The 13,878-nt window shown below is 67.1% G+C and carries 12 protein-coding genes; 6 read left to right on the top strand and 6 right to left on the bottom strand.

Annotated features, from left to right (window positions below):
- The first annotated feature begins 61 nt into the window (after window positions 1-61).
- Both gshB and KB874_RS15670 read left to right on the top strand, forming a co-directional pair.
- The gene (gene gshB / locus KB874_RS15675) at window positions 62-997 is read left to right on the top strand and encodes a glutathione synthase (RefSeq protein ID WP_212537498.1); all 936 of its coding nucleotides are present in this window, start codon (window positions 62-64) and stop codon (window positions 995-997) included.
- A complete protein-coding gene (locus KB874_RS15670; RefSeq protein WP_212537497.1) occupies window positions 994-1,890 on the top strand; it encodes an alpha/beta hydrolase fold domain-containing protein in 897 nt (298 codons plus the stop codon). The genes gshB and KB874_RS15670 overlap by 4 nt, the downstream gene beginning before the upstream one ends.
- Here KB874_RS15670 and KB874_RS15665 read toward each other — a convergent pair.
- Window positions 1,856-3,370 carry a YifB family Mg chelatase-like AAA ATPase gene (locus KB874_RS15665; RefSeq protein WP_212537646.1) on the bottom strand — a complete coding sequence of 505 codons (1,515 nt, stop codon included), beginning with the start codon at window positions 3,368-3,370 and terminating at the stop codon, window positions 1,856-1,858. The two genes, KB874_RS15670 and KB874_RS15665, sit on opposite strands and share 35 nt — an antisense overlap.
- Window positions 3,371-3,604: 234 nt before the next feature.
- Here KB874_RS15665 and KB874_RS15660 point away from each other — a divergent pair, with 234 nt between their 5' ends.
- From KB874_RS15660 to KB874_RS15650, 3 genes are all read left to right on the top strand, one after another.
- Window positions 3,605-4,786, top strand: a complete 1,182-nt coding sequence (locus tag KB874_RS15660) for an aminotransferase class I/II-fold pyridoxal phosphate-dependent enzyme (protein WP_212537496.1) — start codon at window positions 3,605-3,607, stop codon at window positions 4,784-4,786.
- A 25-nt stretch (window positions 4,787-4,811) separates the two neighbouring features.
- Window positions 4,812-7,859 carry a DNA translocase FtsK gene (locus tag KB874_RS15655; RefSeq protein WP_212537495.1) on the top strand — a complete coding sequence of 1,016 codons (3,048 nt, stop codon included), beginning with the start codon at window positions 4,812-4,814 and terminating at the stop codon, window positions 7,857-7,859.
- 280 nt (window positions 7,860-8,139) lie between these two features.
- On the top strand, window positions 8,140-8,730 hold the full coding sequence (locus KB874_RS15650) for a LolA family protein (RefSeq protein ID WP_212537494.1): 591 nt from the start codon (window positions 8,140-8,142) through the stop codon (window positions 8,728-8,730).
- Here KB874_RS15650 and KB874_RS15645 read toward each other — a convergent pair.
- Window positions 8,727-9,317, bottom strand: coding sequence for a transglycosylase SLT domain-containing protein (locus KB874_RS15645; RefSeq protein WP_212537493.1), 591 nt, complete (start codon window positions 9,315-9,317; stop codon window positions 8,727-8,729). The two genes, KB874_RS15650 and KB874_RS15645, sit on opposite strands and share 4 nt — an antisense overlap.
- A gap of 238 nt (window positions 9,318-9,555) precedes the next feature.
- Between KB874_RS15645 and hspQ the strand changes: the two genes are divergently transcribed.
- Window positions 9,556-9,882 (top strand): heat shock protein HspQ, encoded by a 327-nt coding sequence (hspQ, locus tag KB874_RS15640; RefSeq protein ID WP_212537492.1) that lies wholly within the window; start codon window positions 9,556-9,558, stop codon window positions 9,880-9,882.
- A gap of 44 nt (window positions 9,883-9,926) precedes the next feature.
- On the opposite strand, the gene KB874_RS15635 is transcribed toward hspQ, so the two are convergent.
- From KB874_RS15635 to pdxR, 4 genes are read right to left on the bottom strand one after another with little or no spacing between them, the layout of a single operon-like run.
- Window positions 9,927-10,973: a threonine aldolase family protein gene (locus KB874_RS15635; RefSeq protein WP_212537491.1), complete on the bottom strand. Its 1,047-nt coding sequence runs from the start codon at window positions 10,971-10,973 to the stop codon at window positions 9,927-9,929.
- Between the two features lie 12 nt (window positions 10,974-10,985).
- Window positions 10,986-11,450 carry a YcgN family cysteine cluster protein gene (locus tag KB874_RS15630; protein WP_212537490.1) on the bottom strand — a complete coding sequence of 155 codons (465 nt, stop codon included), beginning with the start codon at window positions 11,448-11,450 and terminating at the stop codon, window positions 10,986-10,988.
- Window positions 11,447-12,379, bottom strand: coding sequence for a bifunctional riboflavin kinase/FAD synthetase (locus KB874_RS15625; protein ID WP_212537489.1), 933 nt, complete (start codon window positions 12,377-12,379; stop codon window positions 11,447-11,449). The genes KB874_RS15630 and KB874_RS15625 overlap by 4 nt, the downstream gene beginning before the upstream one ends.
- A gap of 9 nt (window positions 12,380-12,388) precedes the next feature.
- On the bottom strand, window positions 12,389-13,864 hold the full coding sequence (pdxR, locus tag KB874_RS15620; protein WP_212537488.1) for a MocR-like pyridoxine biosynthesis transcription factor PdxR: 1,476 nt from the start codon (window positions 13,862-13,864) through the stop codon (window positions 12,389-12,391).
- Window positions 13,865-13,878 lie beyond the last annotated feature (14 nt).

Raw genomic sequence — 13,878 nt, 5'->3', positions numbered from 1 at the left:
TGCGCGCCGCATCCGCCATCAAGTCCCGCAGGGCGCGAGGCCTGCAAGCAGGGGAATGCGGATGAAGATTGCCTTCCAGATGGACCCGATCACCGGCGTCAACATCGACGCAGACAGCAGCTTTCGCCTGGCGGAAGAGGCACAGAAGCGCGGGCACGAACTGTTCTATTACGGCCCCGACCAGTTGGCCTATGAAGAGGGGCGGATCACCGCGCGTGGCCACTGGATGACGGTGCAGCGGGTCAAGGGCACGCCAGCCATCCTGGGCGCGCGCGCGCATGTGGAACTGGCCGACATGGACGTGGTCTGGTTGCGTCAGGACCCGCCTTTCGACATGCATTACATCACCACGACGCACCTGCTGGACCGGCTGCGGGATCAGACGCTGGTGGTGAACGACCCGTTCTGGGTGCGGAACTTTCCCGAAAAGCTGCTGGTGCTGAACTTCCCGCAGCTGACGCCACCCACGACCGTCGCGCGCGACCTGGAAACGCTGCGCGAATTCCGTGCGAGGCATGGCGACATCATCCTAAAGCCGCTTTACGGCAACGGCGGCGCGGGCGTGTTCAAGCTGACGAGCGGCGACGGCAACCTGTCCTCGCTGCACGAACTGTTTACCGGCTTCTCTCGCGAACCGCTGATCGCGCAGAAATATCTGCCTGACGTCAGCAAGGGCGACAAGCGCGTGATCCTCGTCGACGGCGAACCGGTCGGGGCGATCAATCGCGTGCCGGCCACAGGCGAGGTGCGCTCGAACATGCATGTGGGCGGGCGGCCGGAAAAGGTCGGCCTGACTGACCGCGACCACGAGATCTGTGCCGCTATCGGCCCGACGCTGCGCGAGCACGGGCAGGTCTTTGTCGGGATCGACGTGATCGGCGACTGGCTGACCGAGATCAACGTGACCTCGCCCACCGGCATCCAGGAACTGGAACGCTTCGACGGCATCAACGTGGCCGAGAAGATCTGGCAGGTGATCGAGGCGAAACTGGCATGAGCGTTCGGCTCTGGCTGCTGAACCTCTGGCTGCGGACTTGGGAAAAGCCGTTCCTGCGACGCGCCGACGATCCTGTGCGGCTGCGCAAGTCGTTCGAGACAAAGGCGCGGCTGTATTTCCACGGCCCCTCGCTGCCGCGCCGGTGGGAGCACCTGGATGGCGTGCCTGCCCTGCGTGTCGGCCCGCAAAGGCCGGGCGGCGCGGCGATCCTGTATTTTCACGGCGGCGGCTATGTCTTTGGCTCGCCGCTGACCCATGCGGCGATGCTGGCGCGGCTGTCGAAGGACACCGGCCTGCCGGCGATCCTGCCGCATTATCGGCTGGCGCCCGAGCATCCGCATCCCGCTGCCATCGAGGACGCGGTGAAGGCCTATCGCGCGCAGGTCGCTCAAGGGCCTGTCATCCTGGGCGGCGACAGCGCGGGCGGCGGGCTGGCGCTGGCGTTGCTGGCAGAGATCCTCGCCCAGGATCTGCCGACGCCGCTGGGCGTCTTCGCCTTTTCCCCGCTCACCGACCTCGGATTTTCCGGCGCCAGCGTGACGGCGAACGTCCAAAGCGACGTGGTGCTGCCGGTTGAGCGGATCGGTGATGCGGCACGAATGTTCCTGGACGGGCAGGATCCGCTCGATCCGCGTGCCTCGCCGCTTTTCGCGGACTTCTTTGGCGCGCCGCCGGTCTGGCTGACGGCCAGCGACACGGAATTCCTGCTGGACGACACGCGCCGCATGGCGGCCCGGCTGCGCGCGCGGGGCGTCACCGTGACCGAGCGGATCGAACGCGACCATCCGCATGTCTGGCCGATCTTTCACGCTGTGCTGCCCGAGGCCCGCGCCACGTTGCGCGACCTTGCGGCGTGGATCACGTCTCTCGCGCCGCGATCAGCCGATAGCTGAGCGCCTCTGCCAGGTGCGGGCGGCGGATTGTCTCGCTTTCGTCGAGGTCGGCGATGGTGCGGGCGGTGCGCAGCACGCGGTGATAGCCCCGTGCAGACAGTCCAAATCGATCCGCAGCCCGCAGCAGCAGGTCGCGGCCCTCGGCATCGGGCGTGGCGATCTCTTCCAGTACGCGGCCCTCGGCATCGGCATTGGTGCGCAGGCCCTTGTGGTCGGCAAAGCGGCGGGTCTGCACCGCCCGCGCCGCGGCGACACGCGCGGCCACGGTGGCGGAACCGTCGCCTGACGCGGGCAGGTCGAGGTCATGGAATGCGACGGGTGGCACCTCGATCCGCAGGTCGAAACGGTCCATCAACGGACCCGAGATCCGGCCCATGTAATCCTCGCCGCAGACCGGCGCGCGGGAGCAGGCGCGCGCCGCATCCGGCAGATAGCCGCATTTGCAAGGGTTCGCCGCGGCCACCAGCATGAAGCGGCAAGCATAGCGGACATGGGCATTGGCGCGGGCGACCATGACCTCGCCCGTCTCGACCGGCTGGCGCAGGGTTTCCAGCACCTGCCGGGGGAATTCTGGGAATTCGTCCATGAACAGGACGCCATTATGGGCTAGGCTGATCTCGCCCGGCTTGGCCCCGCGCCCGCCGCCGATGATCGCCGCCTGGCTGGCGGTGTGATGCGGTTCGCGGAACGGCCGCGTGCGCGAGATGCCGCCCTCGTCCAGCAGTCCCGCGACCGAGTGGATCATCGAGGTTTCGAGCGCCTCGATGGGTGTCAGGGGCGGCAGGATGCCGGGCAGGCGCGCGGCCAGCATGGACTTGCCCGAGCCAGGCGTGCCAACGAAGATCAGGTGATGCCGCCCGGCAGCGGCGATTTCCAGCGCGCGTTTCGCCCGTTCCTGCCCCTTCACGTCGCGCAGGTCGCGCAGGCCCGTGTCGGTCCTGATCTCACCCGGTTTCGCCGGTTCCAGCACCAGCCTCCCCGTGAAATGCTGCACCACCTCGTGCAGCGAGCCCGCACCGAGCACGGTGCAGGCATCGACCCACGCCGCTTCGGCCCCCGAGGCGCGCGGGCACAGCAGGGCGCGGTCCTCGGACGCGGCGGCCATGGCGGCGGGCAGGGCACCCGTCACCGGCACAAGCGTGCCGTCCAGCGACAATTCCCCCAGTGCGCAGGTCTGTGCGACGGCATCCTTCGGGATGATCTCGAGCGCGGCCAGCAGACTCAGCGCGATGGGCAGGTCGAAATGCGAACCTTCCTTGGGCATGTCGGCAGGCGACAGGTTCACCGTGATGCGTTTAGAGGGCAGGGCGATCGCCATGCCGGCCAGCGCGCTGCGCACGCGCTCGCGCGCCTCGGACACCGCCTTGTCCGGCAGGCCGACGATGGAGAAGGCGGGCACGCCCGGGGCCACGGCGCATTGCACCTCGACGCTGCGGGCGTCTACCCCTTCGAAGGCGACCGTGTAGGATTGTGCGACCATGACCGTCCCGTTGGATTCGTCCCGCACCCTGCGGTCATCGTGGTTAGCAACCGGTTAACACTGTCTTGCACGGGTTAACGCTTGATGCTCAGGGTGTTTTTCCGCGCCTGCATCTGCGACTTTCCCGCCACAGGCCCGCCGCATCCGCGTCGGATTCTGGACAGACCCCCCCTGTTATCCGTATCCTGCCGCCAAACGGGGCGCTTATGATCCCGTGCGACAGAGGCAGTATTCATGTTCCCCGAGCGGTTCTCGAACCTACCGGCCTATGCATTCCCGCGTCTGCGGGACTTGCTCGACGTGCATGCGCCGGGCGGCCCGGTGCGGCACATGACAATCGGAGAACCCAAGCACGCCTTTCCCGACTGGGTGACGGGGATCATCACCGAACACGCGGCCGAATTCGGAAAGTATCCCCCGAACGAGGGCACGCCCGAACTGCGTCAGGCGATCTGTGCGTGGCTGAACCGCCGTTATGACGTGACCGCCGACCCGGACCGCCAAGTGATGACGGTGAATGGCACGCGCGAGGGGCTGTATAACGCCGGGATGGCGCTGTGCCCCGAGACGAAGGGCGGTTTGCGCCCCGTCGTGCTGATGCCGAACCCGTTCTACCAAGTCTACATGATCTCGGCGATCTCGGTCGGGGCCGAGCCGGTCTTTGTTCCGGCGGTCAAGGAAACCAGCCACCTGCCGGATTTCGCCGCGCTGCCGACGGAAACGCTGGCACGGACGGCGCTGTGCTACATCTGTTCGCCTGCGAACCCGCAAGGGGCTGTGGCGGACGAGGCCTATTGGGAACGCCTGATCGCGCTAGGCGAGGAACACGATTTCCAGATCCTCGCTGACGAATGCTATTCCGAGATCTACCGCGACACGCCGCCCCCGGGCGCGTGGCAGGTGGCGCAGCGGATGGGGGCGCATCCCGAACGAGTGGTCGTGTTCCACTCGCTGTCGAAACGGTCGAACCTGCCGGGCCTGCGCTCGGGCTTCGTGGCGGGCGGGCCGCAAAGCATCAACCGGATGAAACAGCTGCGCTCTTATGCTGGCGCGCCGATCCCGCTGCCCTTGCAGCGCGTGTCGGAACGGGTCTGGGCCGACGAGGCGCACGTCGAGGAGAACCGGCGCCTGTATCAGGCGAAATACGCGCTGGCCGACCGGATCTTCGGCAATGTGCCGGGCTACATGCCCCCCGTTGCGGGCTTCTTCCTGTGGCTGCCGGTCGAGGATGGCGAGGCGGCGGCGCTGAAGCTGTGGCAGGAAACCGGCGTGCGCGTGCTGCCAGGCGCCTACCTGTCGCAGGAGGCGCCCGGCGGCAATCCGGGCAAGGGATACATTCGGGTGGCCATGGTCGCCCCCGAGGACGAGACGGCAGATGCCCTGACGACGATCAGGGATTGTCTGTATGGCGGTTAACGAAAAGAACCAGACGAGGCGAGGCATGGCAACCTATCAGTCCCGAGGGCGCGATCCCCTGTTCGACACCGACACCGCGATGGTGCTGGAACGGCGCGGGCGCGAGCTGGTCGGGGTGGGACTGGTGGTGCTCGGGCTGATGGTCGCCGCGATGGTCGCCAGCTATACGCCCGACGATCCCAGCTGGCTGAACGCCACGGACGCGCCTGTGCAGAACTGGATGGGCCGCGTCGGCGCCGCCGCCGCCGCGCCGCTGTTCATGGTGATCGGGGTCGGCAGTTGGGGTGTCTCCGTGGCACTGATCGTGTGGGGCGGGCGCATGGCGCTGCACCGGGTCAACGGTACGATGCCGCGCGCCGTCTTTGCGCCGATCTGGATCGCGCTGCTGTCGGTCTATGCCTCGGGCCTGGCCGAGACAGAGGGCTGGAGCCACCATTTCGGCCTGGGTGGCCTGTTCGGTGACATGATGATGGGCTCGCTGCTGAACCTGCTGCCGGTTTCGGCGGCGGTTGGGCTGAAACTGTCGCAGGTGCTTCTGGGTGTTGGTATCGTCGCCTTTGGCGCTTTCGTGCTGGGCTTTACCCGGCCCGAGGTGAAGGCGATCGGGCGGTTCCTGGTACTGGGCTTGGTGATGTCCTATGCCACGGCGATGACGCTGCTGGGCCGGGGTGCCTCTGGCGCGGTGCTGGCCGCGCAGAAGGCACGCGAGGTGCAGAGCGAACGCCGCGCCCGGGCCCGGGCCGAGGCCGCCGAGCACGCCGCCTGGGTCGCCACGCAGGAGCCCGCCGCCGCAGCGGCCGCGCCGCGTGTCCGTCGCGCAGAACCGATGCTGCACAACGACCGGCCCGCAGCGGCGCCCGCTGCCGCCCCGGAAAAGGCGGGCTTCCTGTCGCGGATGCCCGCGCTGATGAAGCGCCCCGAGCCGATGCCAGAACCGGAATTGATCGAGGCCGAGGTGCTGGATCATGACGTGGACGCACCCGAGGAGGACCGGCTCAAGGCGAGGATCGCCGATGCAGTGCGCTCGCGCCTGCGGGCGCGGCCGCTGACCGCCGGGTCCGCCCACGCCCAGCCCGTCGATCCCAGCAAGCCGCTGACCAAGGGGCGCGGCTTTGGCCCGCAACCGCTGATCTTCAAGGCGGCCCCCGCTGCGGGCGCCCTGCCGCCCGAACCGCCGCTGACCGCCGCGCAACGCCCGGTCGCGCCCCGGCAAGAGCCGCCGCTCAGCCTCGCGCCCCGTGTGGCGGCGCCGCCTGCGCCTGCGCCAGCCCTGACGCAGTCCGTCGCCCGTATGCCGCAGCCCGAGCCTGTCTGGGCCGAGGACGAGGATGACGATTACGGCGCGATGCGCGATTTCGACGATTACGGCGACGACGATCTCGACGATGATGTCGAACTGCTGGATGACGCGCCCGCGCCGCACCCGGATGCGCGCGTCTACACGCCGCCGCGTCCCGAGAAGAAGGTGGTGCAGCAACTCAACCGCCGGCCGATCCAGCCCTCGCGCCGCGCGCGTGAAGAGGCGCAGCCCCGGCTCGCCTTCGACGACAAGGCGCCGGACTACGAGCTGCCGCCGCTCGGCCTGCTGATGAGCCCCGAGCGGATCGAACGCCATGTCCTGTCAGACGAGGCGCTCGAGGAAAATGCCCGGATGCTGGAATCCGTTCTCGACGACTATGGCGTCAAGGGCGAGATCGTCAGCGTCCGGCCCGGCCCGGTCGTCACCATGTACGAACTGGAACCGGCGCCCGGCCTCAAGGCGAGCCGGGTGATCGGCCTCGCCGACGACATCGCGCGGTCCATGTCGGCCTTGTCGGCGCGGGTCTCGACCGTGCCGGGACGCAGCGTGATCGGCATCGAACTGCCCAACGACAAGCGCGAGATGGTCTGTTTCCGCGAGATCCTGTCGAGCCGCGATTACGGCGATGGCAACCACAAGCTGCCGCTGGCGCTGGGCAAGGATATCGGCGGCGCGCCGATGGTGGCGAACCTGGCCAAGATGCCCCACCTGCTGATCGCGGGTACCACCGGTTCGGGCAAGTCGGTGGCGATCAACACGATGATCCTGTCGCTGCTCTACAAGCTGACGCCCGAGGACCTGCGCCTGGTCATGATCGACCCCAAGATGCTGGAACTGTCGGTCTATGACGGTATCCCGCACCTGCTGTCCCCCGTCGTGACCGACCCGAAAAAGGCGGTTGTCGCCCTCAAATGGGTCGTGGGCGAGATGGAGGACCGCTATCGCAAGATGTCCAAGATGGGCGTGCGCAACATCGACGGCTACAACAGCCGCGTCGCCGACGCCCTGTCGCGGGGCGAGTTGTTCAGCCGCACGGTGCAGACCGGCTTTGACGACGAAACGGGCGAGCCCGTCTTCGAGACCGAGGAATTCGAACCTAGGAAGATGCCCTATATCGTCGTCATCGTCGACGAGATGGCCGACCTGATGATGGTCGCGGGCAAGGAGATCGAGGCCTGCATCCAGCGTCTTGCGCAGATGGCGCGGGCCAGCGGAATCCACCTGATCATGGCGACGCAGCGCCCCTCGGTCGATGTCATCACCGGCACGATCAAGGCGAACTTCCCCACCCGAATCAGCTTCCAGGTGACGTCGAAGATCGACAGCCGCACCATCCTGGGCGAGATGGGCGCCGAGCAGCTGCTGGGCATGGGCGACATGTTGTACATGGCGGGCGGTGCCAAGATCACCCGTTGCCACGGCCCCTTCGTCAGCGATGAAGAAGTCGAGGAGATCGTCAACCACCTCAAGGCCTTCGGCCCGCCGGATTATGTCGGCGGCGTGCAGGACGGCCCGGACGACGAGAAGGCCGAGGACATCGACGCGGTGCTGGGCCTGAACACGGGCGGCAACACCACGGGCGACGATGCGCTGTATGATCAGGCGGTGGCGATCGTCATCAAGGACCGCAAGTGCTCGACCTCCTACATCCAGCGCAAGCTGGGCATCGGCTACAACAAGGCGGCGCGCCTGGTCGAGCAGATGGAGGACGAAGGCGTGGTGAGTTCCGCCAACCACGTCGGCAAGCGCGAGATCCTGGTGCCCGAGCAGTAACACCCCTGGCAGGGGCGGCGTCGGGGGCTCTGCCCCCGTCCCCCTGCGGGGGAGTCCCCCGGAGTATTTCTGACAAGAAGAAGCATGGGGCTCCCGGCCGGAACATCTGCGGTCGAGCCGCCTTTCGGAGGGCGCCGCGCGCGGAGTTTACCGGGTGGTATCAGGCGCGGGGTTGATCGCGGCGCGTCGCGGCCCGATATCGAAGGTCCGAGGCATGTTATCGCATGACCGGGCCGGACCTGCGATGGTCCGGCATATCGGACAGACAGGAAGGCCACCCATGATTCGCATTCTGGTTTCCACGGCACTCGCCCTGACGCTTGCCGCCCCGGCTTGGGCGGAGAAGCTGTCGTTGAACGAGATCTCTCGTTATCTCAACACGATCCAGTCGGCGCAGGGCACGTTCACGCAGCTGAACGGGGATGGCACGATCAGCACCGGCACGATCTCGATCAAGCGGCCGGGCAAGGTGCGGTTCGACTACAACCCGCCCGAGCGGGCGCTGGTCCTGGCTTCGGCCGGGGCGGTCTATATCCTGGACCGCAAGCTGCGCGGACAGCCCGAGACCTATCCGCTGGCGCAGACGCCGCTGTCGATCATCCTCGAGCGCAACGTGAATCTCGGGCAGGCGGGGATGGTGACGGCGCATGGTTATGACGGCACGGCCACGACCGTCACCGCGCAGGATCCCAAGCGGCCTGAATACGGCTCGATCCAGCTGAAATTCACCGACAACCCGGTTGAACTGCGGCAATGGATCATCGAGGACGGCAATGGCGGGCAGACGACCGTGGTTCTGGGCGGGCTGAACGACGCCAGCCTGCCCAATTCGCTGTTCTACATTGAGCCCGAGCTGGAAAAGCTGCGCTAGCGGGACACCCGGCAGCCGCGCAGTTGCGCATCATACAGGACGGCACGCTCGCCCACCTCGGCCGCGACGCGCAGAAGCCAGCTTTTCGCGTTGTGGCTGCCACGGCTGTAGCCGGTGCGCCCCTCGTGATAGGCCAGATACTGGTTGCGGGCGTCGGACAGCGAGATCCCCAGCGCGTCGCGCGTCTGGGTCATGTACCAGCCCATGAAGTCGGTCGCATCGCGGATGTCGTCACGCCGCGCGCTGCGGCGTCCGCCATCGCGCAGGTATTCATCCCAGGTTCCGTCCAGCGCCTGGCTGTAGCCGAAGGCCGAGCTTTGCCGGCCCACGGGGATCACGCCAAGCGAATAGCGCAGCGGTGTGCGCGCATCCGATATGAACTTGCTTTCTTGGTAGATCGTCGCCATCTGCACTGCCACCGGCACGCCCCAACGGCGTTCGGTCGCGCGGAAGGCGCTGAGATACCCGGGACGCTGTTCGAGAATCGAACATGCGTTGTCTAGTTCGCGCGGTGCCTTGCCGGATCCGCCGCCGCCGCAGGACGCCGCCAGAAGGACAATCACCAGCGCGCGAAGCCATCTGCTCATTTGCCTCTCGCCCAATGATCTGTTGTCATGGTTTCTTGTTTCTTGCCACAATACCGGATGCGGGCGCCGGGGGAAATCACAATTCCTGCCAGACGGCGGTCGGTCGCTTGGCTTTGGGGTGAAAAAATGGTTAACCGACTGTCGGCCCGGGCGTCACAGAGTGTTTCCGGCAAAAATAGTGCAAAACCGGGCCAAAATTGGGTATGACTGTCAATGACGGGAATGACGGAGGTGTAAGATGCAATCCAACCGCGCCAAGTATCACCTTGGGCAGGTCGTCCGGCATCGCAAGCACCCGTTCCGCGGCGTGATCTTCGACGTCGATCCCCAGTTCGCGAACACCGAGGAATGGTATCAGTCCATCCCCGAGGACTCGCGCCCGCGCAAGAACCAGCCGTTCTACCACTTGCTGGCCGAGAACGAGCAGAGCTTTTACGTGGCCTACGTGTCCGAGCAGAACCTCGTTGCCGACTATTCCGGTGAGCCGGTCGAGCATCCGGATGTGCCCGACCTGTTCGGCGCCTTCCACGATGGCAGCTATGAATTGCACTTCCAGATGAACTGACGCATAGCGTCAGGGCCGGAAGGAGCGGATCGCAAGGCGGGGGCTTACCCCGCCTTTTTCACGAGATCCACAAAGGCGTCGATGGCGTCTTCCGTCACGCTCCAGTCGCAAACGAGCCGGCCCATGATGGGCTCTTCCTTGGCACCGCTCTCCAGCGACCCCCAGCAGTAATAGACTGCGCCTGCGGCCTGAAGCGCTCGGTGCAGGTCGCGCGGCGCCTCGAAGAACAGCATATTGGCGTGCCGTTCGGTCAGAACGCGCAGCCCCGCGCCCTCGATCCCGGCGCGCAGCCGGTCGCAGCTGGCATTCGCGCGGCTGGCCAGGTCATGCCACAGGTCGTCCGCCAGGTAGGCATCCATCTGGGCCGCGAGATACCGGTGTTTCGAGAACAGATGCGCGCCGCGCTTGCGCCGCAACTCGAATTCCCAGGCCTTGGCCGGATCGAAGAAAACGACGGCCTCTACCCCCATCAGCCCGTTCTTGGTGCCGCCGAACACGGCGACGTCGACGCCGATCTTCCACGTCATCTCGGCGGGAGTGCAGCCCTGCCGGACACAGGCATTGGCAAAGCGCGCGCCGTCCAGGTGCACCGGCAGGCCAAATTCCTGAGCGATCGCGGTCAACGCGCGCATTTCGTCCAGGGTGTAGACATTGCCGCGCTCGCCCACGTTGGTGATGCTGACCGGGCCGCGCTGGGGCCCGTGGACGCCGCGCGTCTCTTCGCCCTCGATCGCGGCGCGCAAGCCCTCGGGCGTCATCCGGTCGCCGCCCCGCACCAGCGTCAGCTTGGCGCCCCCGGTGTAGAATTCCGGCGCGTTGCACTCGTCCTCGTGGATATGCGCCACGTCCGAGCAGAACACCGTCTGAAACGGCTGGCACAGCGTCGCCAGCGCGAGGCTGTTGGCCGCCGTGCCGGTCGGAACGAGGTAGACCGCCGCCTCGGGCGCCTCGAACAGGGTGCGGATGCGGTCGGCGACCGATTGGCTCAGCGCGTCGCTGCCATAGCCCATCGCGTAGCCCTCGTTCGCGCGGGCCAGCGCATCGAGCACCTGCTGCGGCACAGGACCGGAATTGTCGGAGGCGAAGAACATGGGCGGTCTCCTTCAGTCGTCGATGATATGGTCTTCCCAGTCCTCGTCGGCGACCTCGAATTCCGACACCGTCTTGTGCCGCATCGAGACGCCCGAGGCGTGGACGGTTTCCGGGTCGCCGGTCAGCAGGGGATGCCAGTCGGGCAGGGGCCGTCCCTGCCAGAGGCGCTTGTAGGCGCAGGTCTCGGGCATCCAGTAGGCGTTCTTCGCGATGTTCTCGGGCGTCATCACGATGCATTCCGGCACGAACTGGTGGCGGATCGGGTATTGCGCGCAGCGGCAGGTCGCGTCGTCGAACAGGCGGCAGGCGACGCGGGTCAGGGCGACCTCGCCCGTGTCCTCGTCTTCCAGCTTGTTCAGGCAGCAGCGGCCGCAGCCGTCGCACAGCGCCTCCCATTCGACCTTCGACATCTGGTCCAGCCGCTTGCGTTCCCAGAAGCGGGGCGTCAGGCCGGAACGGTCGATCGGATCACTCACAGCGCCTCCAGGATCTGGCGGGCCTGCGCGCAATCGGCGTCCATCTGGGCGATCAGCGCGTCGAGCCCGTCAAAGCGCAGTTCAGGGCGCAGGTAGTCGACCAGGGCAACTGACAGGGTCGCGCCATAGAGGTCGCCCTTGAAGTCGAAGAGGAAGGTTTCGATGTTCGGCTTCTCGCCGTTGAACATCGGGCGCACGCCAATGCTGGACGCGCCGTGATAACTGCCCTTGTGCGGCCCGTCCTGCACATCGACCAGCACGGCATAGACGCCGAAGCGCGGCGGGTGCAGACCGTCGATCGACATGTTCGCGGTCGGATAGCCCAGTTCGCGGCCGCGCTGTTCGCCGCCAATCACTTTGCCCTCGATCCGGTGGCGGTGGCCCAGCAGGGCGGCGGCGTCGCGTGGGCGCCCCTCGGACAGGGCATCGCGGATCGCGGTCGATGACACCTGCACGCCGCCGGTCTCGAGGATATCGGCGATGGTCACGCCAAAGCCCATCTCGGCCCCGAAGGCGCGCAGGTGAGAGGCATTGCCGGCGCGGTCCTTGCCAAAGCAGAAATCAGCGCCCACGACCACGTGCCGCAGACCCAGCCCGTCGCGGATCACCCGTTCGGCAAAGGCGCGCGGCGTCAGCGCGGCAAGGGGCGCATTGAAGTTCAGCTGATACAACCGCTCGACCCCCAGCTTTTCCAGCCGGCTGGCGCGGGCGCCCGCATTCATCAATCGAAAGGGCGGTGCATCGGGGGCGAAATACTCGCGCGGGTGCGGCTCGAAGGTCAGCACGCCCAGCGGCGAGTCGGGCGCGGCGGCGCGGGCCTGCCGGATCACCGCCTGGTGCCCCAGGTGCACACCATCGAAATTGCCGATGGCGACGCTGGCGCCCCGGTCCTCTGGCTGGACATACTGATAGTCGCGCACGATCCGCATGGGGCGGGATTAGCTGGCCGCGCGGGCGGGTGCAAGCGCGGCGGCGATGCGGGCCACGCCTTCGTCGATCCGCTCGACCGGGATCGAGCTGTAACCCAACCTGTAGAAGCGTCGCGGTGGGGCATCGCCCGCGAAAAACGGTGCGCCCGGTTCGATCAGGACACTGTCGGCGGCCAGCCTTTGCGCCAGATCGTCGGTGTCCACGCCGTCCGGCGCCTGCATCCAGAAGCTCGATCCGCCATGCGCGCCGCGCCCGGCGATGTCCAGCCCGTGACGGGCCAGCGCTGCCTCCATCACGCGGCGGCGTTCCCCCAGCGCGCGGCCGATCCGCGCCACCAGCGCGTCGTGATGGCCCAACCGGAGGAAATGCGCCGCAGTGCGCTGCACATGGCCGGGCGGGTGGCGCAGGATCGTGGCGCGCAGCGCGCGCGCCTCGGCGATGAACCGGGCCGAGCCCACCAGGTAGCCCAGCCGCAGGCCGGGAAAGAGCGACTTGGAAAAGCTGCCTACATGGATCACGCGCCCATCCTCGTCGAGGCTTTTCAGCGCGGGCGAGGGCGGGCGCAGAAAGGCCATCTCGAACTCGTAATCGTCCTCGACGATCAATGCGTCCATCTCGGCGGCGCGGCGCAGCAAGGCTTCGCGGCGTGTGCGGGGCATGGTGGCCGATGTCGGGCACTGGTGGCTGGGCGTGGTGAAGATCACCCGCGTCTCTGGTGGGATCGCCTGCGGAGGCAGGCCATGCTCGTCTACCGGAACGGGGCGCAGATCGGCGCCCGCCTGCCGCAGCAGGCCGCGCAAGGCCGGGTAACAGGGATCCTCGACCGCCGCGACCCTACCGCGCGCCAGCAGCTGCGCCGCGATCCAGAGCGCGTTCTGCGCGCCCAGCGTGATGAGGATTTCCTCGGGCGCAGCCAGGATGCCGCGGCGGGGCAAGGTGTGCCGGGCAAGGAAATCAACCAGTTCCGGGTCGTCGCGGTCGAACTGGTCCTGCGCCAGAGCCGCGAAATCGCGTTGCCCTAGCGCCTGCATCGCGCAGAGCCGCCAGTTCGCATGGTCGAAGAGATGCGGATCGGTCTGACCGTAGATGAAGGGATAGCGGTATCTCTGCCAGTCCGCCGGTTTCACCAGCCCCAGCGCGCCGTCACGGGTCGGCCGGGCGGTCAGCGCCGCGTCCCAGTCGATCTTGTCGCCGCGCGGGGCGAGGCTGCCGAATGCGGGCGGCTCCGGCGCGCTGTCGCTGACGAAATAACCGGACCGACCGCGCGCGCTGAGGTAATCGTTGGCGACAAGTTCGGTATAGGCCAGCGTCACGGTGATCCGGCTGACGCCGAGATGGCTTGCAAGACCGCGTGACGAGGGCAGTTTCTCGCCCCGCCGAAAGCGGCCCGACAGGATGCCCTCGGCCACCATCTGCTGGATGCGGGCCTGCAACGTGCCTTGCGCGGCGGGTTTCAACTGGAATGTCTCGACGGGGATGGCCATGCAAACAGGCTAGA

Origin of the sequence: Thetidibacter halocola, assembly GCF_018224955.1 — a bacterium.
In the GTDB taxonomy this organism is placed as follows: Bacteria; Pseudomonadota; Alphaproteobacteria; order Rhodobacterales; family Rhodobacteraceae; genus Thetidibacter; species Thetidibacter halocola.
The sequence above is the reverse complement of the archived record's forward strand: the minus strand, read 5'-3'. Positions and strand labels throughout refer to the sequence as shown.